Annotated in this window: 16 protein-coding genes and 1 pseudogene; 11 read left to right on the top strand and 6 right to left on the bottom strand. The window is 48.6% G+C overall.

What is annotated here, in order from left to right:
• The first annotated feature begins 216 nt into the window (after positions 1 to 216).
• A complete protein-coding gene (locus IQ217_RS11425; RefSeq protein WP_190596451.1) occupies positions 217 to 2,463 on the top strand; it encodes a sensor histidine kinase in 2,247 nt (748 codons plus the stop codon).
• Between the two features lie 19 nt (positions 2,464 to 2,482).
• Positions 2,483 to 2,926 carry a response regulator gene (locus tag IQ217_RS11420; RefSeq protein WP_190596449.1) on the top strand — a complete coding sequence of 148 codons (444 nt, stop codon included), beginning with the start codon at positions 2,483 to 2,485 and terminating at the stop codon, positions 2,924 to 2,926.
• A gap of 354 nt (positions 2,927 to 3,280) precedes the next feature.
• Here the strand turns inward: IQ217_RS11420 and bchE are convergent, their stop codons facing one another.
• Positions 3,281 to 4,777 (bottom strand): magnesium-protoporphyrin IX monomethyl ester anaerobic oxidative cyclase, encoded by a 1,497-nt coding sequence (gene bchE / locus IQ217_RS11415; protein ID WP_194020032.1) that lies wholly within the window; start codon positions 4,775 to 4,777, stop codon positions 3,281 to 3,283.
• Positions 4,778 to 4,828: 51 nt separating this feature from the next.
• Positions 4,829 to 5,953 carry a quinone-dependent dihydroorotate dehydrogenase gene (locus IQ217_RS11410; RefSeq protein WP_194020031.1) on the bottom strand — a complete coding sequence of 375 codons (1,125 nt, stop codon included), beginning with the start codon at positions 5,951 to 5,953 and terminating at the stop codon, positions 4,829 to 4,831.
• A gap of 380 nt (positions 5,954 to 6,333) precedes the next feature.
• Between IQ217_RS11410 and nuoH the strand changes: the two genes are divergently transcribed.
• From nuoH to nuoK, 4 genes are all read left to right on the top strand, one after another.
• A complete protein-coding gene (gene nuoH / locus IQ217_RS11405; protein ID WP_190599494.1) occupies positions 6,334 to 7,452 on the top strand; it encodes an NADH-quinone oxidoreductase subunit NuoH in 1,119 nt (372 codons plus the stop codon).
• 129 nt (positions 7,453 to 7,581) lie between these two features.
• The gene (gene ndhI / locus IQ217_RS11400) at positions 7,582 to 8,163 is read left to right on the top strand and encodes an NAD(P)H-quinone oxidoreductase subunit I (RefSeq protein ID WP_190599495.1); all 582 of its coding nucleotides are present in this window, start codon (positions 7,582 to 7,584) and stop codon (positions 8,161 to 8,163) included.
• Positions 8,164 to 8,265: 102 nt separating this feature from the next.
• On the top strand, positions 8,266 to 8,862 hold the full coding sequence (locus tag IQ217_RS11395) for an NADH-quinone oxidoreductase subunit J (RefSeq protein ID WP_194020030.1): 597 nt from the start codon (positions 8,266 to 8,268) through the stop codon (positions 8,860 to 8,862).
• 124 nt (positions 8,863 to 8,986) lie between these two features.
• Entirely contained in the window at positions 8,987 to 9,292 is a 306-nt protein-coding gene (gene nuoK, locus IQ217_RS11390) for an NADH-quinone oxidoreductase subunit NuoK (RefSeq protein ID WP_197525966.1), read from the top strand.
• 262 nt (positions 9,293 to 9,554) lie between these two features.
• Here the strand turns inward: nuoK and valS are convergent, their stop codons facing one another.
• The gene (gene valS / locus IQ217_RS11385) at positions 9,555 to 12,308 is read right to left on the bottom strand and encodes a valine--tRNA ligase (RefSeq protein ID WP_194020029.1); all 2,754 of its coding nucleotides are present in this window, start codon (positions 12,306 to 12,308) and stop codon (positions 9,555 to 9,557) included.
• A gap of 211 nt (positions 12,309 to 12,519) precedes the next feature.
• On the opposite strand from valS, the gene IQ217_RS11380 reads away from it, so the two are divergent.
• Positions 12,520 to 13,791 (top strand): FIST signal transduction protein, encoded by a 1,272-nt coding sequence (locus IQ217_RS11380; RefSeq protein WP_194020028.1) that lies wholly within the window; start codon positions 12,520 to 12,522, stop codon positions 13,789 to 13,791.
• Between the two features lie 71 nt (positions 13,792 to 13,862).
• On the opposite strand, the gene IQ217_RS11375 is transcribed toward IQ217_RS11380, so the two are convergent.
• The 3 genes from IQ217_RS11375 to IQ217_RS11365 form a co-directional block, all read right to left on the bottom strand.
• Positions 13,863 to 14,105, bottom strand: coding sequence for a Txe/YoeB family addiction module toxin (locus IQ217_RS11375; RefSeq protein WP_255512801.1), 243 nt, complete (start codon positions 14,103 to 14,105; stop codon positions 13,863 to 13,865).
• A gap of 17 nt (positions 14,106 to 14,122) precedes the next feature.
• Positions 14,123 to 14,341, bottom strand: a complete 219-nt coding sequence (locus IQ217_RS11370; RefSeq protein ID WP_194020026.1) for a hypothetical protein — start codon at positions 14,339 to 14,341, stop codon at positions 14,123 to 14,125.
• A gap of 170 nt (positions 14,342 to 14,511) precedes the next feature.
• Entirely contained in the window at positions 14,512 to 15,168 is a 657-nt protein-coding gene (locus IQ217_RS11365; protein WP_194020025.1) for a YggS family pyridoxal phosphate-dependent enzyme, read from the bottom strand.
• A 131-nt stretch (positions 15,169 to 15,299) separates the two neighbouring features.
• Here IQ217_RS11365 and IQ217_RS11360 point away from each other — a divergent pair.
• The 4 genes and pseudogenes from IQ217_RS11360 to IQ217_RS11345 all read left to right on the top strand — a co-directional run bounded on the left by IQ217_RS11360 (position 15,300) and on the right by IQ217_RS11345 (position 23,715).
• Positions 15,300 to 16,440 (top strand): annotated as a pseudogene (locus IQ217_RS11360) (site-2 protease family protein).
• Positions 16,441 to 16,689: 249 nt separating this feature from the next.
• Complete coding sequence (locus IQ217_RS11355) at positions 16,690 to 18,882, top strand: phosphoketolase family protein (protein WP_194020023.1); 2,193 nt, start codon at positions 16,690 to 16,692, stop codon at positions 18,880 to 18,882.
• A gap of 379 nt (positions 18,883 to 19,261) precedes the next feature.
• Entirely contained in the window at positions 19,262 to 22,231 is a 2,970-nt protein-coding gene (gene polA, locus IQ217_RS11350; RefSeq protein ID WP_194020022.1) for a DNA polymerase I, read from the top strand.
• A 281-nt stretch (positions 22,232 to 22,512) separates the two neighbouring features.
• Entirely contained in the window at positions 22,513 to 23,715 is a 1,203-nt protein-coding gene (locus IQ217_RS11345; RefSeq protein ID WP_228024040.1) for a hypothetical protein, read from the top strand.
• The last annotated feature ends 95 nt before the right edge of the window (positions 23,716 to 23,810 follow it).

The raw sequence follows: 23,810 nt of genomic DNA, 5'->3' as shown, positions 1-23,810 counted from the left end.
ATTGCGAAACGGTTTCGTTGTGTAACGTTGCGGTTGGGAAATAAAAAAGCTTCGTTAGGATAAAAGCACCCAGAATATTCGGTCGTTATTACTCCAGTGACGGAGATGAAATTATCAGTCAGTCCAAGATTATTGCAAGTTACTTATAAGCCCAAAGTTGCGGCCTCCGTCGTTATTAGCATCAGCCTCCACCCATAGATAGAAAGAGAAAAGCCCATGGCCACTACCCTACAACTCAGCGACCAGTCCCTCCGTCAGCTAGAAACCCTCGCCATCCACACCGCCCACCTAATTCAGCCCCACGGTTTAGTGGTGGTCTTGCAGGAACCGGATCTGATCATCAGCCAAATCAGTGCCAACTGCACCGGTATTTTGGGGCGATCGCCAGAGGAACTGTTGGGCAAAGGCCTAGGGGAAGTATTTGATAGCTTTCAGATTGAGCCCATCCAGAGTCGCCTAACGGCAGGACAAATCAGCAGCCTCAACCCCAGTAAACTGTGGGCGCGGGTAATGGGGGACGACTTTGTCATTTTCGATGGGGTTTTTCACCGCAATAGCGACGGCCTATTGGTGTGTGAACTAGAACCAGCCTACACTTCCGACAATCTGCCTTTCCTTGGTTTTTACCACATGGCCAATGCCGCCTTAAATCGGTTGCGCCAACAAGCTAATCTGCGGGATTTCTACGATGTCATCGTCCAAGAAGTACGACGTATGACCGGCTTTGATCGGGTGATGCTATACCGCTTTGATGAAAATAACCACGGTGATGTCATTGCCGAAGATAAACGGGATGATATGGAGCCCTACTTGGGCTTGCATTATCCTGAATCAGACATTCCCCAGCCCGCCCGTCGGCTATTTATCCATAACCCCATCCGAGTTATTCCTGACGTTTATGGTGTGGCAGTGCCCCTCACCCCCGCCGTTAATCCCAGCACCAACCGAGCGGTGGATTTGACAGAATCCATTCTCCGCAGTGCCTACCATTGTCACCTCACCTATCTGAAAAATATGGGGGTGGGGGCTTCTTTGACCATTTCCCTCATTAAGGATGGCAATCTCTGGGGTCTCATTGCCTGCCACCATCAAACGCCCAAAGTAATTCCCTTTGAACTGCGTAAAGCCTGCGAATTTTTTGGTCGGGTAGTGTTTAGTAACATTTCCGCCCAGGAAGATACGGAAACCTTCGATTACCGGGTGCAATTAGCGGAGCATGAAGCGGTTTTATTGGACAAAATGACCACGGCGGGGGATTTCGTCGAAGGGTTAACCAATCATCCCGATCGCCTGTTGGGGCTAACTGGTTCCCAGGGAGCGGCCATTTGTTTTGGGGAAAAATTAATTTTGGTTGGGGAAACCCCAGACGAAAAAGCGGTGCGATATCTACTGCAATGGCTGGAAAATCGGGAAGTCCAGGACGTGTTTTTCACTTCTTCACTGTCACAAATTTACCCCGATGCCGTTAACTTTAAATCCGTAGCCAGCGGTTTATTGGCCATTCCCATTGCCCGCCATAACTTTTTGCTCTGGTTCCGCCCCGAAGTGTTGCAAACGGTTAACTGGGGGGGAGATCCTCACCATGCCTACGAAGCCACCCAGGAAGACGGTAAAATTGAACTCCATCCCCGGCAGTCCTTTGACCTCTGGAAAGAAATTGTCCGACTGCAATCCCTACCTTGGCAATCGGTGGAAATTCAGAGTGCCCTGGCCCTGAAAAAGGCGATCGTCAACTTGATTTTGCGTCAGGCGGAAGAGTTGGCTCAGTTAGCCCGCAACTTGGAACGGTCCAACGCTGACCTCAAGAAATTTGCCTACATTGCTTCCCATGATTTGCAGGAACCTCTCAACCAAGTCAGCAACTATGTACAACTGCTAGAAATGCGCTACAGCGAAGCTCTGGACGAAGACGCTAAGGACTTCATTGACTTTGCCGTGACGGGGGTTTCCCTGATGCAGACTCTGATTGACGATATTTTGACCTATGCCAAGGTGGATACCCAGTATGCCCAGCTCACTTTCACCGATGTGCAGGAAGTGGTGGATAAAGCCCTGGCTAACCTGAAGCAACGGATTGAAGAAAGCGGGGCGGAAATTGAAGTTGGTTCCATGCCGGCAGTAATGGCAGATCAAATCCAGCTCATGCAAGTGTTCCAGAACCTGATCGCTAATGGGATCAAGTTTGCCGGGGACAAGTCAGCCAAAATTAAAATCTGGGGCGATCGCCGGGAGGATGCCTGGGTATTTGCGGTGCAAGATAATGGTATTGGCATTGACCCCCAATTCTTCGAGCGCATTTTTGTTATTTTCCAACGACTCCACACCAGGGACGAGTATAAAGGCACCGGCATGGGTCTAGCTATTTGCAAAAAAATTATCGAGGGTCATCAAGGGCAAATTTGGGTAGAGTCTAACCCAGGGGAGGGCTCCACATTCTACTTCTCCATCCCCATTGGTAACTAAGAAGGTAAGGTATTGAACCATGTCCGATGAATCTAATCCCCCCAAGGTCATTCTGCTGGTGGAAGACAGCAAAGCCGACAGTCGCCTTGTGCAGGAAGTCTTGAAAACCAGCACTATTGACCACGAACTAATCATTCTCCGGGATGGTTTAGCGGCCATGGCCTTTTTACGACAAGAGGGGGAATACGAAAACTCCCCCCGTCCCAACCTAATTTTGTTGGATTTAAACCTTCCTAAAAAGGATGGCCGGGAAGTGTTGGCGGAAATTAAGCAAGACCCGGCCCTGAAAAGAATCCCCGTGGTGGTGTTAACCACTTCCCACAATGAGGATGATGTAATCGCCAGTTATGAACTTCATGTCAATTGTTATCTCACCAAATCCCGCAATTTGAAGGATTTATTTAAGATGGTGCAAGGTATTGAGTCCTTTTGGCTGGAAACGGTTACCTTACCAGCCAGTTGACCCCACCGCTTCATTTTATTGCCATCAGCGGCAAAAGACAGGATTAACGATGTGCTTTATGTAGAAATGGATAGGTCACTCCGTTTTGAAACGATGCCAAGCTCAGACGCTGGCCAACAAAAGTTAGACCAACCAATCAATGACTAAGGGTTTAATGGCGATCGCCTAATCGCCTAAAAGTGAATTTATTCGGATGGAGTTACAGTTTTGCGAAGATTGGCTACGGGTTAATTCAGGAAAAAAAACCAGAGCAAAATTCATAGCAACACCCTCTCTCGACCTTGGAAGATAATTGCTCTTAGTACTGTTTGTCGTATCCTAAATCTGCCTAGGCTTGACACAAACTCAGCCCCCCTAACGAGATATGCGGAGGGGAATTTCTTGGTGATCCTGGGGGGCACCCCAGAATTGTTCCAATGTTGGCCCGTTGCTGACTCGAAAGTCGCCGAAGAAGAAGTTCCACAACTCATGGGCTAAGACGCGTCGCCCCATACGCGTGAACCAATTCATGCCGTGGCGTGAAGCTCGGTTGGGCTGGAAAAAGGACCGCCATAACGCTACAGGACGGGTTTGCAAAATAATTTCAATGAACTTCACCCATAAAAAAATGCGCCAAGGAGGCATATAACGGGTTTCTAACACTTGATGCTTATAGTCCCACTTACTCTGATCAAGTTGAATGACCCGTCTTTCAGAAGCGATGCGATAATATCCAGTCCAGCGATGGGGCGTCACATACAACGACATAATTTGGTCTGGATCGTACCAAAGCAACTGTCTGAGGGCATGGATGAAGTCCCGGTCGGTGACCTCTTCAAAATCAGTTACCCACGTAGCAAGGGAAAGAATACCGTGTTGTCTCAGTAGGCGGATAGCTTCACGGTCGGTGTTTGTCTTACTTCCTTTTCGAATTTTTTTGAGTGTGGATTCATCGGTATTTTCCATACCCAACAAAAATCTCTCTACCCCTGCCTGGCGGTATAAATACAGAATATCTGCATCCCTTACAATATCATCTGCACGGGTCGAACCGATAATGGTGACCGGTAGGTTTTCGGCAATGATAGCTTCGCATAGTTCCCGCCACACTGCCTTATTGACTGTTGGATTTTCGTCGGCCAAGTTGAACAATTCGACGCCATGGGTTCGATGCAGCCAGGCGATTTCCTTGGCAAATTTCTTGGGGTCACGGTGTCGCCAGCGAGCCCAGAAACCCCTTTGTCCACAGTAATTGCATAGATGCGGGCACCCTCGGGAAAACTGCATAACAACGGCCTGCTTGCCACCGTAGTAGCTATATTTTTTTAGATCAACGAGTTCCCAACCAACTCGATAGGCATCTAAATCTTGAATCATCGGAGCAGGTAAGGTCTCAACAATCTGATCATGGGAGCGGAAAGCAATGCCTTCTACGTTGGCAAGGTCATCACCGTTCTCAATGGCAGCTATCAGCTTAGGAACGGTGGCTTCGCCTTCGCCACGAACAATGACATCAATCTGGGGTTCTTGGGTGAGTATGTCGTGAAAATGATAGGTCGGAAAAACTCCACCGTAGACAATGATGAGGTTTGGTAATTCCCTGCGGAAGCGACGGGTCAATTCGACCACGATTGGATGAGCTGAGGTGGAACCGGAGTGGCCGATCAGGAGAATCTGGGGCTGGTGAGTAACAACTTTTCCAACAATCTCACCATGGGAAAGGGGGCCAAGTTCGGCATCAACCAGAGTGACATCATGGCCAGCATCCAATAAAGAACCGCCCACTAACAAAAGTCCGAGGGGGGGAAGTTGCTCCTGCGGAATACGGCTGCCAATGGCTGGATGGGGTGGATTGACAATGAGGATGCGCATGTAAGGTCTACATTAACGACAATACAAAATCTCTGTCTAGGTTAGGTATATCTATTCTGATCCCACTACTTGGCTGATATGGGAAAAACCCTCTGCCGCTAACTTTTCCCCCAAGCCCTGCAAGATATCCGGGACTACCCAGGGACCCCCATAAATCCAGCCCGTATAAAGCTGTAACAAACTTGCCCCTGCTTGAATTTTTTCCCAGGCATCCTCAGCGGTGAAAATGCCCCCCACGCCAATGATGGGAATGGTGCCGCCAGTTTGTTGATAAATATAGCGAATTACCTCTGTGGCCCGGTCTCGGATTGGTTGACCACTCAGTCCTCCGGCTTCCTCTTCTATGGGTTGGCCGGTTTGGGGCAAAATTTTTGTCTTTAACCCCGATCGCCGGGTGCTGGTATTGGTGGCCACGATGCCCGCTAAGTTATGTTCTTTGACTAAATCAATGATGACGGCGATCGCCTCCCAGGAGAGATCCGGGGAAATTTTTACCAAAATCGGCTTTTGCCAATGATTTGCTGATTGCAAGCCAGCAAAAATGCGGGGCAACTCGTCAGACTCCTGCAAGCTGCGCAACCCAGGGGTGTTGGGAGAACTGACATTGACCACAAAATAATCCGCTACCGGGGCTAAAGTTTGAAAGCTGAAAACGTAATCCTCCACCGCTTGGTCGAGGGGAGTAATTTTCGATTTACAGAGATTAATGCCGATGGGAATGGTGCGGGGATAATACTCCCAGGTGCGTTTTAACTTCGCCGCCATGGCCACAGCCCCTTCATTATTGGCCCCCAAACGATTCAGCACTGCTTGGTCTTGGGGTAAACGAAATAGACGAGGACGGTCATTGCCCGGTTGGGCATGTTTGGTCACAGCTCCCAATTCTGCAAAACCAAAACCCAATGCAGGCCAGACAGCGGCCGCCTCTCCCTCCTTATCACAGCCGGCGGAGAGACCGAGTACGTTGGGAAAATTTAAGCCCCAACAGCTTTGTTGTAAACGAAGGTCTGAATGGGTAAAAGTTCGTTCTAGTTGCTCCATGGCCACAGCAAAGCCATGGCGGTGCATGGCATCCACCTTTTTTAAAGTTTGGATAAGGCGTTGATGGCCCCTTTCCGGATCATTTTTGGTGACAGATAAAATCAGGGGATAGAGAGAACGGGCAAAACGCAACATAGGCCGGCAAAAGCAAATTTTGATCAGTCCATTGATCGAAAGAATCGGTCTTGAAAAACCGGCCCTCCGGGATAGCTGTAGTTTTTCGTCAAATCATGGTCTGAAATGGAGATATCAACATTGATTCTACCCCGGTGACCCACGAAGACAGGGACAAAACTGGTCATGGAATAACTACCAAGGGTGGAGGAAAACTCCCTAGGGATCCTGGAGAACGAGGACACCATCACCCCCAAGCAAGCAACACACTTCAAGAATCCTAATCATAACCATCAAAACTATTGGGACTATACTAAGCAGGTAAATTTCATTACAATAATCGGCAAGCTTGCTGAGCTGAGACTCAGTTAATCATTTCAACCCTCCCAGCGGACGGCACCATGACTTCAGGCATTGATCTTCAGAATAGTTTTCTTCAGTCACTGCAAGGTTTCGGCCTACCCCCAGGATTAGCGAAGCTGTTTTGGATTCCCCTCCCCTCGATTTTGATGATCATCGGAGCCACCGTGGGGGTGTTGGTGGTGGTATGGCTAGAAAGAAAAATTTCCGCCGCCGCTCAGCAAAGGATTGGGCCAGAATTCGCCGGTCCCTTGGGAGTGTTACAACCTGTGGCCGATGGCATCAAACTGGTGTTCAAAGAGGATGTGGTGCCGGCCAAGGCAGACCCTTGGTTATTTACCATTGGCCCCGTGCTGGTGGTACTGCCGGTTTTTCTTTCCTACCTCATTGTGCCCTTCGGCCAGAACCTGGTCATCACCGACATTAACGTTGGTATTTTTCTCTGGATTGCCCTTTCCAGTATTGCGCCCATTGGGCTGTTGATGTCTGGTTACGCTTCCAACAATAAGTACTCCCTGCTGGGGGGGCTAAGGGCAGCGGCACAGTCCATTAGCTACGAAATTCCCCTCTCCCTAGCGGTGTTGGCGATCGTGATGATGTCCAATAGCCTCAGCACCATCGACATTGTTGACCAACAGTCTGGCTACGGCATTTTAGGTTGGAACATTTGGCGTCAGCCGGTGGGCTTTCTAATTTTTTGGATTGCGGCCCTGGCAGAATGTGAACGTCTACCCTTTGACCTACCGGAAGCTGAAGAGGAGTTGGTGGCGGGTTATCAGACCGAATATGCGGGGATGAAATTCGCCCTGTTCTACCTTGGTTCCTACGTCAACCTTGTACTTTCTGCCCTGGTATTTTCGGTACTTTATCTGGGCGGTTGGGACTTCCCCATTCCCTTGGAAAATGTGGCTAATTGGCTGGGGGTTGCTCCTACCACCTCTTGGTTACAGGTGCTAATGGCGGCCCTGGGCATCACTATGACGGTACTGAAGTCCTATTTTCTGATTTTCATTGCCATCCTACTACGCTGGACTGTGCCCAGGGTGCGGATTGACCAGTTATTAAACCTAGGTTGGAAGTTTTTACTGCCCGTTGCCCTAGCAAACCTTCTAATTACCGCTGGACTGAAGTTGACCTTTCCCATGGCCTTTGGTGGTTAGTTTCAATGGGGCGGTGCAGATTAGCTTCGAGAGCGCTGATGTTTGCTTGATTCCGGCTTCTGACTTTTCGCCACCGTCTCCAGGTTTGTTCAACTTTTCACCCTCTACCTTTTTTCCCTTCTGAAAGCTATGTTCAACAATATTCTTAAGCAGGTTGGCGACTACGCTAAAGAGAGTTTGCAGGCGGCTAAGTACATCGGTCAGGGGTTAGCAGTTACCTTCGACCACATGAGTCGTCGGCCCGTCACAGTGCAATATCCCTACGAAAAGTTAATTCCTTCGGAACGGTTCCGGGGCAGAATTCACTTTGAGTTTGATAAATGTATTTCCTGTGAAGTTTGTGTGCGGGTTTGTCCTATTAACTTACCAGTGGTGGATTGGGAATTTAACAAGGCAGTTAAGAAAAAAGAACTCAAACATTACAGCATCGACTTCGGAGTTTGTATTTTTTGCGGCAACTGTGTGGAGTACTGTCCCACCAACTGTCTCTCCATGACTGAGGAATATGAGTTGGCGGCCTACGATCGCCATGATTTGAACTATGACAACGTCGCCCTGGGTAGGTTGCCCTATAAAGTAACTGAAGATCCGATGGTGACTCCCCTGCGGGAACTAGGCTATTTGCCCAAAGGAGTGCTAGAACCCCACGATTTACCCAAGGGCAGTCAACGGGCCGGACAACATCCGGAAGATTTGGTGAAAACGGAATAGATTTGTGCTTTATTCCTTCATTCCTTAGCTTTACCCGTTAAAGTAAACTCGTTGTGACCTGATTTTGCCCTTCCACTATCCGTACCTAGGAGATTAACCACTGTGAATTTAGCTGAAGGTGTTCAGTACATATCCTTCCTAATCCTGGCTTTTTTAGTCATTGGGGCGGCCCTGGGGGTCGTACTGCTCTCTAACATTGTTTATTCCGCCTTCCTGTTGGGGGGAGTCTTCCTCAGTATTTCCGGTATTTATATCCTACTCAATGCGGATTTTGTGGCGGCGGCCCAAGTCCTAGTGTATGTGGGAGCGGTCAGCGTACTTATTCTTTTCGCCATTATGTTGGTCAATAAACGGGAAGATTTTTCCAAAATTCCCGGTCGTTGGCTGAGAAATTTATCCACCGCCCTGGTCTGTACCGGCATCTTTGCTTTGTTGAGCACCATGGTGTTAATTACTCCTTGGCAGATTAATGAAACGGGACCTTTTGTGGAAAACACCCTGGTCACCATTGGGAAACACTTTTTTAGTGATTACCTCCTGCCCTTTGAGTTGGTTTCCGTTCTGTTGTTGATGGCTATGGTGGGGGCAATTATCTTGGCCCGTCGGGACTTAATTCCCGAACTATCCCAGGAAGATAAAACTGCCACTGCTCTCACTTTGCCGGAGCGTCCCCGGGAGTTAACTTCCGCCTCCAAATAGGCATTGCCTAACCAAGGTTAGTGGGAGTTTTTGAACCTTTGCCGGTTGATTGGGCAAAAATCTCCCCATCTAAGCCAATTTTATTGATTAACCCTAGTTAAATTTTCCTGACCCCACCATGCATTTGCAACTCCAATATTGTTTGATTCTAGCGGCCGCCCTGTTTTGCATTGGTATTTATGGTCTCATCACTAGCCGTAATGCCGTGCGGGTGTTGATGTCCATTGAACTGTTGCTGAACGCAGTTAACCTCAACTTGATGGGCTTTTCCAATTACCTTGATCCAAGCAACATTCGGGGCCAGGTGTTTGCCATTTTTGTCATTACCATTGCCGCTGCTGAAGCCGCGGTGGGTCTGGCGATCGTGCTAGCCATTTACCGCAACCGAGAAACAACCGATATGGAGCAATTCAATCTACTGAAATGGTAATACTACTGTGTGGATTTAGACTCCAGATTGATTGGAAGAATAGAGCGATCTTTTGTACTGTCTATTGGTTATGATTTGAAATCCACAAAAGGTCTTAACAACCCAATTACCTAACCAGATCACCCCACTTAAGCTTTGGCAAAAGGTGGGGATTTTTTATGCAAAATCTCTCCTTTCCGGCAATCCCAAAGTCATAACCAATTTGCCCAAATCAAAACCCCTGGAATTTTGACAGAACCAGGGGCAATGGGGGTTATTAACATTAGCCAAGCATTTTTAGCCTTTCCTGGAGCATCTGTCGTTGAACGGCGGCGGCGTTGAGGGATTCCCGAGCTCCGGCAATTACCTCCTCCGGTGCTTTATTGACAAAACCGGGATTGCCAAGACGTTTTTCGATGCTTTCATATTCTTTGCTAACTTTGTCTAAGGTTTTTTGGATTTTATTGCGGAGAATATCCAAATCCACTAGCCCTGAGAGGGGAATCAATACCTGGACTGTGTCCACTACCCCGGCGATGCCGGAGGCACACTGCGTGCCCGCCTGGGTTTGTTCTGGGGGTAGTTGGGGCACAACCTGGAGATTCTCCACTTTGCCGATGTCACGAATATAGGTTTCCCCCAGTTGCAGGGTTTGTCGTTCCTGGTCATTTTCACTTTGGAGGATAACTGTGACCATGGCCCCTGGTTTAATGCCCGCCTCCGCCCGGAGATTACGGATGGTACGTAGGGTGTTGATCAACAAATCAAACTGAGTTTCCAAACCGGGATCCATCAGAGACTGGTTAACCAACGGGTAGGCTTGCAATGCGAGAAATTCCCCCTCGGCTTGGTGGAGAGTTTGCCAGAGCTCTTCGGTAATGTGGGGCATAAAGGGATGGAGCAGCTTAATAATGCTGTCCAACGTGTGGGCCAAAACTTGACGAGCCACCAATTGACGCTGGGTGCCAGTTTCTCCCCCTTCCTTATTCCAAAGCCTGGGTTTAGCCAATTCAATGTACCAGTCACAGAAGTCTCCCCAAATGAACTCGTACAAGCCCTTTGCCGCTTCCCCTAGGCCGTAGTTTTCTATTTGTTCTCTGGTCTGCTCAATAACTCGGTTGAGACGGGACACAATCCAGCGGTCTGCCAATTCCAGGCTTTCCACAGGGGCGAGGCCCAACTGTGCTGGGCTTTTTTCCTCCAGATTCATCATCACAAACCGGGCCGCATTCCACAGTTTATTGGCAAAGTTACGGGACGCTTCCACCGACTCCGATTCGTCCTTTTGGCGATCGTATTGCAGGCTAATGTCCTGACCTGCCCCAGCCACTTCCCGAATTAGGGTATAGCGTAGGGCATCGGTGCTATATTTATTGATTAGCAATAGAGGGTCAATGCCATTGTTGGCAGACTTAGACATCTTCTTACCATTTTCGTCCCGCACTAGCCCGTGGATATACACATCCTTAAAGGGCATCTGGCCAGTAAAGTGTCCTGCCATCATGGTCATCCTGGCTACCCAGAAAAAGATAATGTCAAAACCGGTCACCAGGGTGCTGGTGGGGTAATACTTGGCCAAGTCTTCTGTCTGCTGGGGCCAACCCATGGTGGAAAAGGGCCATAGCCCCGAAGAAAACCAAGTATCCAACACATCGGGATCCTGTTGCAATTGCACCGCTGGGCCGTACTCTGCTTCCGCTTTGGCCAGGGCTTCGGCTTTGTCATAGGCCACAATAAAAGGGGTATTATCGACAATTTCTCCATGGGTTTCACTGACAACATACCAAGCGGGGATTTGATGACCCCACCATAGTTGCCGGGAAATACACCAATCTTTGAGTTTAACTAACCAGTCTCGATAAACCTTACCCCACCGTTCCGGCACAAAATTAGGATCATTGTCCTCATCCAAACAAGCCAGGGCATTTTGGGACAGACTTTCGATTTTGACAAACCATTGGGTGGATAACAACGGCTCTACCGGCACTTTACCTCTGTCACTGTAGGGGACGGAATGACGATAGGGTTCAATTTTGACCAGAAACCCCTGGGTCTCCAGAGCCTGCACCACATTTTTGCGGGCTTCAAAGCGGTCCTGGCCAGCAAAATCCCCACCGTTCTCGTTGAGGGAACCGTCCTTATTGAGCAGATTAATAAAAGGTAGGTTGTGCCGTTGGCCCATGACAAAATCGTTGGGGTCGTGGGCGGGGGTTACTTTTACGCAGCCGGTGCCAAATTCTGGGTCCACCAATTCGTCGGCCACCACGGGGATCTCCCGGTTTGTTAAAGGCAGGGTGACAGTTTTGCCCACCATGGCGGCATAACGTTGATCATGGGGATTCACCGCCACTGCAGTGTCTCCCAGCATGGTTTCCGGCCGAGTCGTAGCCACCACCACTTCTCCACTGCCATCAGTGAGGGGATAACGGAAATACCAGAGATGACCGTCCACCTCTTGGTTTTCCACTTCCAAATCTGACACCGCCGACTGGGAAGCCGGGCACCAATTGACCAAGTAATTACCCCGGTAAATTAGCCCCTCTTGGTAAAGCTGGATGAAAGCCGTTTTCACCGCTTGACATAACTGTTCGTCCATGGTGAACCGTTCCCTAGTCCAGTCTACGGAAACTCCCAAACGCCGCAGTTGGTTGACAATGGTACTGCCAGATTCTATTTTCCACTGCCAAGCCCGCTCCAAAAACTTTTCCCGCCCCAGGTCATGCCGGGTTTTTCCCTCTGCTTTTAACTGACGCTCCAAAATAGTTTGCACAGCAATGCTGGCATGATCCGTACCCGGTAACCATAGGGTGTTATCTCCCCGCATCCGGTGGTAACGCACTAAGGTATCAATGAGGGAACTCTCAAAGGCGTGGCCCATGTGCAAACTGCCCGTCACATTAGGGGGAGGAATCACCACACAATAGGGTTCTCCGTGGGCTTGGGGATCGGCTTGAAACGCATGACTTTCTTCCCAAGCTGTTTGCCATTTGGCTTCGGTCGCACTGGGATCGTATTGGGGAGGTAGGGAGGTGGTCATGGGGCGGAGTTCACTGTTAGGCCTTCATCATTTTGCCATAGGTTAGGAGGGGGCATTGGTGTAGTTAAGGTTGGGCCAGGGCAAATTTTCCCCATGGTTTTCTGCAATTTGATCCGAGAAGTTACGATGGTGGTCTGGGCCAATCTCAATTTTGGGCAAGGTTTTCGGTAACCGTTGGAATTCGGTCGAGTATCCAATTACTTTTTTTGCTATGACACATTCTTTGCAGTGGGTTAATGCCCTTTCTACCAGGCCATCCTTGGAGGGGGCATTGGATGAGGCGATCGCCAAGGTGAGTGGTCCAGGGCAGGGGGATTGGGATTTAGCAATTGTGTTCCTTTCTTCCAGCTTTGCTTCCGATGCAGCCCGGTTAATGCCCCTGGTGCAAGAAAAGTTGTCAGTGCCCAATGTGATTGGTTGTTTGGGGGGAGGCATCATTGGCATGGCAGACCCCGACGCGGTGCAGGAAGTGGAAGGAAAAGTGGCGCTGAGCTTAACGGTGGCCCGGTTGCCTGGGGTAAAGATGACTCCGTTCTACGTCCATGGGAAAGAGTTACCGGATTTGGATGCGTCGCCCCAGAGTTGGGTGGATTTGGTCGGTGTTGATCCGGCCAGTGGGGCCGATTTCCTGATTTTGGCGGATCCGATGGCAGCGGGCATAACGGACTTTTTGGCGGGGCTGGATTTTGCCTATCCCCAGGCAACGAAAGCGGGGGGCTTAGCCAGTGGAGAAAATGTTGCTATGGGGGGCAGTTTATTTTTGCAATCTCCCCACCATGCCAGTGGACGCTACGGGGAAGGTTTCATTGGGGTTGCTCTGGCGGGTAATATTCGCCTCGGTAGCGTGGTGGCCCAGGGCTGTCGACCCATCGGTGAACCGTTTGTGGTTAACCAGGGAGAACGAAACATCATCACAGAAATCGAAGGCAAGGATAAGGACAGTGGTACGGTGGTGTTGGAAAGTCCCCTGGCTAGTCTGCAAAAACTGATTCCCACCCTCAGCCCCAAGGATCAGGAATTGGCCCAAAGCTCTCTCTTTGTCGGTGTGGCCAACGATGAGTTTAAGCTGACTCTCCAACCGGGAGATTTTTTAATTCGTAATTTATTGGGGGTGGATCCCCGCCAGGGGGCGATCGCCATTGGAGACCGGGTGAGAAAAGGCCAGAGGTTACAATTCCATTTACGGGATCGGGAAACCTCCGCCGATGATCTAAGAATTTTGTTGCGTTATTACACTAACGGCGAACCAAGTCAGTCCCCTACCACGGCGATCGGGGCGTTGATGTTTTCCTGTTTGGGCAGAGGCTATGGCCTGTATGGCACCCCCAACTTTGACAGCCAGGTGTTTGGGCAATATTTTCCGGGAATAGCCCTAGGAGGTTTTTTCTGCAATGGTGAAATTGGCCAGGTGGGCAGTCAAACCTTTTTACATGGCTATACTTCTGCTTTCGCCATTGTTCATGCGGTGGATCTAACTACGTAGCCAGTCTTTGTTAGTTGGATTACATTATATCGACAATTCAAGAATAAATGATAAAAAGAACCCTATCTGGTCTACTCGTAGTGGGTCCACATTCGGTATATCTTGATCATTTTTTTCTGTTCTATGACTTCATATACCAATCGATGTTGCTTATTTATCCTTCTGCTAATTAGTCCTTTCATGTCTCCTTTAAGAAGCTCATATTCAGGAGGATATTGATAAGGATCTTCACGAATAATCTCAATTAGCTTGAGTGCTTTTGCCTTTAACCCGCCAGAGGCTAATTTTTTAGCATCTTTTTGTGCCTTTGTCATGAAAATCACCTTGTACATCACCAATCTAGCTTATCCAAAGTAATACCATTCTCTACCGCTTCCTCTCTCGCTTCATTAATACTCTCAACCATGCCTTCAATGGATCTTAAGTAGTCATCATCACTAACATATTCGGACTCTTCTAGAATCCTTAATTCATGATCGGAAAAGTCTTTCAATAACGACATAAAACGATCATTAACACCGTCTTCTATTTTTAGGGTAATCGTTTTCATATTAGTGAAATTGCAAATATTATTTTTGATTCGTCTAGTTGTTGTCTAAGTTTTCATTGTATCTCAATCTCCAGCTTGCGCAAAGAATAAACGCCAGACAATGAGAACTTTTTAGTTTTCATTCCCAACTAGCAATTGCGATATTTGCTATCGTCCATGAAATGGAGTATTTAACCCCGATCGCCAAAGAGAATTGTACCTAGTCGGATCATGGTGGCCCCGGCGGCAACCGCTTCAGGGTAATCCCCGGACATGCCCATGGATAGTTCCGTTAATGACAGGTTAGATGTTTGACTAATCTCTGCGGCTAAATCTTTTAATTCTCCAAAGGTTTGTTGACGATCGCCAGGGGACAGACCGAGGGGCAAAATGGTCATTAATCCACAAATTTTCAGATTTTCCAATAGCTCTAATTGGGGTAAATCAATACTTAATTCTTCCCTTGTCCAACCGGATTTATTCTCGTCGGGCAGTAACTTGACTTGCAACAATCCCTGGGGATGCTTACCCAATTCCTCGGCTATGCGGTTTAATCTCGCGGCGATCGGTAAATTATCAATGGAATGGATATAGGCAAAATTTTCCACCACCCGTCTGGCCTTATTGCTTTGTAAACGACCAATAAAATGCCAGTTAATATCGGTGTAACTCCCCAGGGCTTCAATTTTTGATAACGCTTCCTGGATGCGACTTTCGGCAAAATCCCGGATACCCGCCCTGTAGGCCGCTTCAATATCGGCGATCGCCTTGGTTTTGGTCACCGCCACTAACCTTACACTAGGGGGGAGGGTGGTAATAATTTCTGAGTAAACGCTGGGGGAAAACATAGTCTAACTGCCGGGGGAAGGGGCTATACTGCCCTTGATCCTAAAGTGAATTGGGGAAACGGTGCTTAACCGAACCCACTGCGACGGTTTTCCCACTCAGGTACTTCTTAACATCTCGTTACAATTAATTCATGTTAAGCCTCAGTTTAGGGGGGCAATTGAATGAACAACAATATCCGCGTCGGCAGTCTCTTTGGTATTCCTTTTTACGTCAATCCATCCTGGTTTTTAATTTTGGGATTGGTGACCCTCAGCTATGGCCAAGACTTAGCCCGCTTTCCCCAACTGTCCGGTGGTACACCCTGGATTTTGGGATTAGTCACCGCCCTATTACTCTTCGCTTCGGTGGTGGCCCACGAATTAGGCCATAGTCTAGTGGCCATTGCCCAGGGCATTGAAGTAAAATCCATCACCCTGTTTCTTTTTGGTGGTCTAGCGAGTTTAGAAAAGGAATCCAATACTCCCTGGCAAGCTTTTGCCGTGGCGATCGCCGGGCCTGCGGTGAGTTTAGTGCTCTTTTTGGCTCTGACCATATTTGGTAGTCAAATTTCCCTTCCCCTCCCAGCCCAAGCCATTATTGGTTTGTTGGCAGCCATTAACCTTGCCCTCGCATTGTTTAACCTCATCCCCGGTTTACCCTTGGACGGTGGTAACGTACTCAAATCCATCGTTTGGCAAATCACTGGCAATCAAAATAAAGGTATCCTCGTCGCTAGCCGGGTCGGCCAAGGTTTTGGTTGGTTGGCGATCGCCATCGGTAGCTTAGGCATTTTAAATATTCTGCCCATCGGTAGCTTTTGGACTATTCTGATCGGTTGGTTCCTGTTGCAAAATGCTGGTTCCTCCGCCCGCAATGCCCAGGTTAAAGATCAAATGGAAGCTTTCACTGCGGAAGATGCGGTCATTCCCAACAGCCCCATCATCCCTGCTGGGTTAAACATTCGGGAATTTGCCAACGAGTATGTGATTGGTAAAACCCCCTGGCGACGTTTCTTGATCATCGGTGCTGACAATCAACTGCTAGGAGTACTAGCTACAGAAGATATCAAACATGTGCCCACCTCCGATTGGCCCCACGCCACCGTGGACAGCCTGATGCAACATCCCCAACAGATGGTCACCGTTAACGCTAGCCAATCTTTGTTTGAAGTGGCCCAGTTGTTAGACCAACAAAAACTGTCGGAACTGTTGGTAGTGCAATCCTCCGGGGAAGTGGTGGGATTATTGGAAAAAGCTTCCATTATCAAATGTCTGCAAACCTCCGCCGCGTAGACTTTGTTTTAAAAGCCCCCTAACTCCCCGAATTTGGGGGCAAAACAGGATTCACAGTCCCTCAATGTTGCCGGTAATTTAGTAGGTCAATGGAGGGCAAAAATAAAAACTCTCAACCAGGATTGGGATTAAGCATCCATAGCTTTTTCTCAATCCTTTTTAATGGTTGAATAGGGGATTATCTGGTGTTACCCAAGGGGGTAAAATTAGACCCAAACGTTACTCTTCTCTGGAATAGGATCTTTCCCCATGACCGTTGCCGCCCACCCTGCTTTTTGCCAAGGAATTCGCATTTTCGGTGAAAACCTGCCGGATTTTGATCGTTACGGCCAGGAAACGGCGATCGCCAGTGGGAAACAAGCCATCAACTCATCCAGTGATCCCCAAGCAGTTTATCAAACGTTATTGGCGGCGGATGCCCTGCGCTATTTGACCCTGCAAACTACGGCTAGCAAGGAATCAGGACACCCTGGTGGCTTTGCCAGTATTGCCGATGCGATCGCCTCCCTGGTGATGTTGGGCTACAAAAATACGGTGACGGAAGTAGGGCACCATGCCCCCGGTTTTTACAGCACCATGTTCTTGGATCGTTCCTTGGAAGCCATGGGGATTAATACGGTTCAAGAACTTGGCGATCGGTTCCGGGAAATGCACGGGCTCTTAGGTCACCTCTCAGGGCAAATTCCTGGTTTGTTAGCGCCAGCGGGGCCTCTGGGCCAGGGGCAACATTTCGCTATGGCCGGGGCCAAACTCCATCCTGGGACTCTCTTTCCTGTCACCATTGGGGATGGAGGCTTAGGGGAACCCTACATCATGAGTAGTTTTGGCCATTTCCACACGGCCTATCCCCAAGTTACGAATTTCCTCCCCATTTTGGTTTGGAACGGTTTTAGCCAAGAACACCACAGCATGGTTTCCACCCAAAGCAACGAAGCCATGGTCAATTATTGGCGGGGCAATGGTTTCAAAAATGTCATTTTAGTTAACGCCAAGGATTTTGACGACAGCAATCAGCCGGGGGATTTTGTTGACAGCACCAAGTTTTCTTTTCAACAACGCCTAGCCTTCACCCAAGCCGTATTGGAAGCCACTGACCAAGCAGCCCAGGCGGCTCTCAATGGCACATTGACTGTCCTGATTGTGAAGCAGTTAAAAGGGGCCGGGGTCCACAAATCAGGGGCCAAATCCCATAACCTTTACCCCGGCGACAGTTTAAACAAGGACTATATTGTCAGCGCTTTGCAAGAACGGGCTTTATCTCCAGACGCATGGCAGTTGGTGCGGACTAATTTTGAGCGTTCCCATGGTGGCCCGGCGGCCCAGACAGTGGTAACGGAATCGGTTCTGCCCCTGGCGGATTTAGGTACTCTGCCCCTGAAGGAATTTTCCCTGGAAGATAAACAGGTGGCCACCACGGCCATGGGGGAATTGGTGGTTCATGTGGGTAAGCAAGATGCAAATTTTGTCGTTACCAATGCGGACGGCAATGCAGCCTCGGGCATTAACAACATCAACGTCGGGTTAAAAATTGTTCATCCTACGGTGGATCAAGATTATTTCCAGGGTCCCAACGGCCAAGTTTATGAACCCCTGAGTGAAGATGCCTGTGCTGGCCTGGCCGCCGCCCAAGCTTTATTTGGAGGCCGCACCCTCTGGTGTTCCTACGAATCCTTTGCCATTAACGGTTTACCCATTTGGCAGACTGTCACCCAAGCCATGGCAGAGCTACGTCGGCCTACCCCTTCCACCATCACTCTGTTTACAGCGGGGGCTTTGGAGCAAGGACGCAATGGTTGGACCCACCAACGGCCCGAAATTGAAAATTATTTTGCCGCGATGATGCGTAATGGCAATATTTTTCCCCTTTTCCCCTGTGACGCCAATGGGATTCAAATTTGTTACGACTGGGCTTTGACCACTAGCAATAAGGGCATTCCCATCACCGCTAGTAAGTCTCCCCTGCCCATCCGCACCACGTTTGAGCAAAATCGCCAAGGTTTAGCTAAAGGCGGCATCCTACTTCACCGCAGTACCGGCTCGAAAACCATTGTTTTTGCTGTGATTGGCGATATGACTTTAATTCCTGTATTGGAAGCGGCTAGCCAATTGGAAAGTGAAGGTTATGGGGTGAAGGTGGTTTCAGTAATTAATCCCCGGCGCATATACCGTCCCCATGATGTGCAATGGGAAGATTGTTCCGAGTCAGATGGTGGCTTTTTGAGTGATGCTGAATTTACCGAACTGTTCGGTGGGGATGCGTTGATTGGGGTTACTGGCGGCAGTGGAGCCATGCTGGAACCGGTGATGCTCCGCAGTGCTTGCCCCAGGGATCTGTTTGCCTGGAAACGGGGGGAAACCACCGCCAGTGCTGGACAATTGATGGCCTATAACGGTTTAACAGCCCAGGCCTTCGGCGATCGGGCCAAGGCTTTGCTGGCCTAGGCTTAACCATCACCGGGTGAACTATCCACGCTAAATCTAAGACTACAGCGTAGGCTTCCTATCGGGAAACTTGCAAAGCAGTAGAAGTCTTGCGACCTTTACTACCTTGTCTGACAGTTTGGCCATAGGCGGAATCCCCGGTTCTCGATTTAAATGAGGCCAAAACCAGGTGCTCAATGGGGCGTAGGACTGAGTTGGCTGAATAATTTTCACCCATAGTCTCCACCGGAATGGAGCCTGTTCCACACTGGCCGGGTATAGGTTTCTCCAGCTTTGGTGGTCTTGGTCGAAGGGGTAATTCCCTTTTTTCATAAGCAAAAAATATTACACACCTGTCACCACCGACAACAGCGGTATAATCTAGCTTCTTCCTTGGTGCGTGCTTATGTCTGCTGAATCCCCTTTGTTATTGTTAGTTGATGGCCATTCCTTAGCATTCCGGGCTTACTATGCCTTTGGTCTGTCGAAAAAGGGCCCTCTGCGGACAACAGCGGGCATTCCCACCAGCGTCTGTTTTGGATTTTTAAATTCCCTCATGCAGGTGATGGAGTCCCAAAAACCAGCGGCGATCGCCATTGCCTTTGACCGTCGGGAACCCACTTTTCGCCATGAGGCCGACGTCGCCTATAAATCTAACCGTCAGGAAACCCCAGAGGATTTTGCGGAAGACTTAAGCTACCTCCAGCAATTGCTACAGGCCCTTAATTTACAAACCATTACCTATGCAGGCTATGAAGCCGACGACATTTTGGGTACCTTAGCTCACAAGGGTAGTGACGCTGGCTATCGAGTTAAAATTCTCAGTGGCGATCGGGATTTGTTCCAACTGGTCACCCCAGAGCAAAATATTTCCGTTTTATACTTAACCCGTAATCCCTTTGCCAGTAATACTGGATATGACGAATTGGACTGGCAGGGAGTGGTGAACAAAATGGGGGTAACCCCCGCCCAAATTGTCGATTTTAAAGCTCTCTGTGGGGATAAATCCGATTGCATTCCGGGCATTAATGGCATTGGTGAAAAAACTGCCATTAAGCTTTTAGCTGAGTACGAAACCCTAGAGAAGGTATATGAAAACTTAGAACAGATTAAGGGCGCATTGAAAACGAAGTTAACCAATGGCAAAAATGATGCCATACACTCCCAAATGTTGGCTCGCATTGTCGTGGATATGCCCTTGGAGATAGGCTGGGAGGATTTGCAATTAACGGGATTTTCTACTGATCGCCTGGTGCCGCTGTTGGAAAAATTAGAGCTAAGGACTTTCATTGACAAAATTGCAACTTTCCACCGTGCTTTTGGGGATAAGTATGGACCAGTGCCGGTGGACAATGAAGTGGATAATAGCCCAAAGGATAACGCGGCTAAAACCAATCAAAATACTAAGGCAAAAGCAAAAATTAGCCAGGATGATTCCCAACAACTATCTTTGTTTGATGGCGTCCCCACCGTAATCCAAGAAGATGGTTTAATCACTATTCAATTACCAGAACAAATTCAGCCACAAATTATTACCACTATCCCCCAACTGCAAGCCCTGGTTGAGGAATTAAAAAATTATACAGATGCAAAGTTTCCCGTTGCCTGGGACACAGAAACCAACAGTTTAGACCCCCTGATGGCTAACTTAGTTGGCATTGGCTGTGCCTGGGGTCCAGAACCCCATCAAGTGGCCTATATTCCCCTAGGGCACCACCAAGGGGAACAGTTATCCCTCGACATAGTTAAAGATCTTTTAGAAGAAGTTTTGGGCAATGCCACCTATCCCAAAGTCTTACAAAATGCCAAATTTGATCGGCGGGTTTTGACCCACCATGGCATGGAGTTGGGGGGCGTAGTGTTGGACACCATGCTAGCTAGCTACGTGCTTCAACCGGAGGAGACCCATAATTTAACCGATCTTTGCCGTCGTTATAACCTCGGTTTAGTGGCCCTGAGCTATAAAGATTTGGGCTTGAAAAAAGACCAGACTATTGCCGATTTACCCCTAGAGACAGCGGGACAATATTGCGGTTTAGATTGCTATGCTACCTATTTATTGGCAGAAAAACTACAACAAGAACTAGATGATTATCCCGAACTTGCAACTATTGTGAGGGACATTGAACAGCCTCTAGAAAAAATCCTAGCGGCCATGGAAGATAGGGGGATTCGCATTGATTGCGATTATTTACAAACCCTGTCGGAACAGTTAGCAGATAATTTACTCACCATTGAAACCACGGCCTATGAAGCAGCGGGGGAAAGTTTTAATCTCAGTTCTCCCAAACAATTGGGCAGTATTTTGTTCGATAAGTTGGGACTAGACCGCAAAAAATCCCGCAAAACTAAAACTGGTTATTCCACAGACCATGCCACCCTCGAAAAACTCCAGGGAGACCACCCCATCATTGATGCAATTCTGGAACACCGCACCTTAGCTAAATTAAAGTCCACCTATGTGGATGCCTTACCGGAATTGGTTAATCCCCACACTAAACGTATTCACACCGATTTTAACCAGGCTATTACTTCCACTGGGCGGTTATCTTCTTCCAACCCTAACTTACAAAATATTCCCATCCGTTCTGATTTTTCCCGACAGATTCGCCGGGCCTTTTTGCCCCAGGAAAATTGGCTTTTGGTGTCGGCGGATTACTCCCAAATTGAATTGCGTATCCTGGCCCACCTCTCCCAAGAACCGGTGTTACTACAGGCCTATGGCGATCGCCAGGATGTCCATGCCGTGACGGCTAAGTTGCTTTTTGGTAAAGAGGACATTACCCCAGCGGAAAGGAATTTGGGTAAAACAATTAATTTTGGCGTCATTTATGGCATGGGGGCCCAGCGCTTTGCTCGGGAAACGGGGATTTCCGCAGTGGAAGGCCGGGAATTTATTGATCGTTACCACCGCACCTATGCCCAAGTTTTTGATTACCTGGAAACCATGAAGCTAGAGGCGATCGCCAAAGGTTATGTGACTACCATTGTGGGCAGAAGACGTTACTTTAACTTTGTCACCGACGCCCTACGACGACTGAGGGGAAAAACGGTGACGGAGCTAGATTTAGCTGGCATCAAAATGAACTATAACGACGCCCAGCTTCTGCGATCAGCGGCAAATGCCCCCATCCAAGGTTCCAGTGCCGATATTATCAAAATTGCCATGGTTAAACTGGCGGATCTGCTAGAAAACTACCAAACCCGCATGTTACTCCAGGTCCATGATGAACTAATTTTTGAAATGCCCCTGGAGGAGTGGGAAGAGCTATCTCCCCTAATCCAACACACCATGGAGCAGGCCCTAACCCTATCGGTGCCTTTAGTGGTGGAAATGCATCGGGGTAGTAATTGGATGGAAGCTAAGTAACTTTTGCTATTCAATGGTCTTGGGGGGACAGTGAACCCATGACCGTTAGAAAATTTGACTTTTGCCAAATATCTTCACAGAGTAAGTTTTGCCGAAAGTTAACAAATTCCAGGCAGGGTCTTAATTATTCTTAAAAATTGGATTTTGACAAATTTGGTAGCAAGAGCAAAAACCAGTGTGATAATGGCGACACTAGGTTCAGCAAAAGGCCGATTTTGCCCCCAATCTAGCGCCTTGTCTTGAGAACAAAAAATAGTAATCTCTGCTGTTTATCTATGTTTATGAATTTTCTTGCCGGTCTTCCTAAGACTAAGCTTTTTGGCCGCTTGACTGATGGTTTGTTGGGCAAAGCTGTACTGGCTCTGGCCCTGGTTTTATTGATGGCTTTTCCCACTTGGGCATTATTAAACAACGCTATTAAAAGTAGCTTGTTGCTCGACTCCCAAATGAACGTTTACTACGCCAAATCCCTGGAGCGCTACACCGGGGAATTTAGGGCAAAGCATCCCATTATTCTCGGTTTATTTAGTAACGAGGGGGGAGATTTTTATCTGTATATGCCTGGTCAAAGTAGCCCTATTCAAGCTCCACCCGTGCCCGTGCAATACCAAGTGGTAAAAGGTATTTCCCATAGCGCCATGGCCATTTATGCCATTCTCCAGCCCTATTTTGCCACTGCCGACAATGCCCCCGTGGCCGGAGATGGTTGGAAAGGGGAACTGACTGCCTACCGTGCAGAACAGGCTAACACCTTGGCCCAGGCGGATCAGTTGGGTTTGGAGCCGGATGCTTTAAGCGCAGTCAAGGCCATTTTGACGAATAACATTAGTTTCATTGATGAAACCTTGGCCGCTGGGGTGATCGATCGCCAGAAGATCAATGCTTGGATTAAGGAAGTAGTGCCCCATTTCACCACCACCATCGGCACCGCCGCCACCTACCAGGTAGACCACTGGATGGAAGTCATGGCGGAATGGAAAAAAATGATCGGTGACCAGTGGGATCAAACTTTTGGGGTCACCAATACCCTTTATGTAACCCGCACTAACAATATTTTATTTACCCTGATGGCCCAATTCTTTGGCAAAGAAGCTATCAACGATCGCCTGCTACTGTTTGAAACCACCGAGTTCACCACCAAACCGGACACGATGTTGTCTTTAGTAACCAGAATTGTCAAAGACCGGGAATTAGGTCTAGCTTTCTTTGACGATTACTTCCTGATGGACGTAGAACTGCTCAGCACCGGGGCCCGCCAGGCGATCGCCAAACAAGATGGAGCCAGAACTCCCATGGCCGCGTCCCAAGGTTCCTATGCTGTGGGCCCAGCCCATGCCCGCATCCGTGCCTACGATGAAGCCAATGGCATTACCCCCATGTTGCCTCCCCTAGCGCCCTTCCACTCCCAGGAATGGCCCTGGCGCACTGTGGCCAGTGAGGGAGAAGGGCCAGAAACTTTGCAGGAAGCGTTGGATCAGAAGTAAATTCCAATAATTTTTCACCACTCTTAACTATTTCATGCCATGGGGATTGTGCCGTCTTTCTCCATGGTTGTATTTTTAGCCCTTTCCTGATTGGT

Source organism: Synechocystis salina LEGE 00031 (assembly GCF_015207985.1).
Classification (GTDB): Bacteria; Cyanobacteriota; Cyanobacteriia; order Cyanobacteriales; family Microcystaceae; genus Synechocystis; species Synechocystis salina.
The sequence above is the reverse complement of the archived record's forward strand: the minus strand, read 5'-3'. Positions and strand labels throughout refer to the sequence as shown.

What these genes read in the sequence shown, in the direction of transcription:
- IQ217_RS11425 (WP_190596451.1), top strand. Translation starts at nt 217, where the DNA reads ATGGCCACTACCCTACAACTCAGCGACCAGTCCCTCCGTCAGCTAGAA.
- IQ217_RS11420 (WP_190596449.1), top strand. Translation starts at nt 2,483, where the DNA reads ATGTCCGATGAATCTAATCCCCCCAAGGTCATTCTGCTGGTGGAAGAC.
- bchE (WP_194020032.1), bottom strand. Translation starts at nt 4,777, where the DNA reads ATGCGCATCCTCATTGTCAATCCACCCCATCCAGCCATTGGCAGCCGT.
- IQ217_RS11410 (WP_194020031.1), bottom strand. Translation starts at nt 5,953, where the DNA reads ATGTTGCGTTTTGCCCGTTCTCTCTATCCCCTGATTTTATCTGTCACC.
- nuoH (WP_190599494.1), top strand. Translation starts at nt 6,334, where the DNA reads ATGACTTCAGGCATTGATCTTCAGAATAGTTTTCTTCAGTCACTGCAA.
- ndhI (WP_190599495.1), top strand. Translation starts at nt 7,582, where the DNA reads ATGTTCAACAATATTCTTAAGCAGGTTGGCGACTACGCTAAAGAGAGT.
- valS (WP_194020029.1), bottom strand. Translation starts at nt 12,308, where the DNA reads ATGACCACCTCCCTACCTCCCCAATACGATCCCAGTGCGACCGAAGCC.
- IQ217_RS11380 (WP_194020028.1), top strand. Translation starts at nt 12,520, where the DNA reads ATGACACATTCTTTGCAGTGGGTTAATGCCCTTTCTACCAGGCCATCC.
- IQ217_RS11375 (WP_255512801.1), bottom strand. Translation starts at nt 14,105, where the DNA reads ATGACAAAGGCACAAAAAGATGCTAAAAAATTAGCCTCTGGCGGGTTA.
- IQ217_RS11370 (WP_194020026.1), bottom strand. Translation starts at nt 14,341, where the DNA reads ATGAAAACGATTACCCTAAAAATAGAAGACGGTGTTAATGATCGTTTT.
- IQ217_RS11365 (WP_194020025.1), bottom strand. Translation starts at nt 15,168, where the DNA reads ATGTTTTCCCCCAGCGTTTACTCAGAAATTATTACCACCCTCCCCCCT.
- IQ217_RS11355 (WP_194020023.1), top strand. Translation starts at nt 16,690, where the DNA reads ATGACCGTTGCCGCCCACCCTGCTTTTTGCCAAGGAATTCGCATTTTC.
- IQ217_RS11345 (WP_228024040.1), top strand. Translation starts at nt 22,513, where the DNA reads ATGAATTTTCTTGCCGGTCTTCCTAAGACTAAGCTTTTTGGCCGCTTG.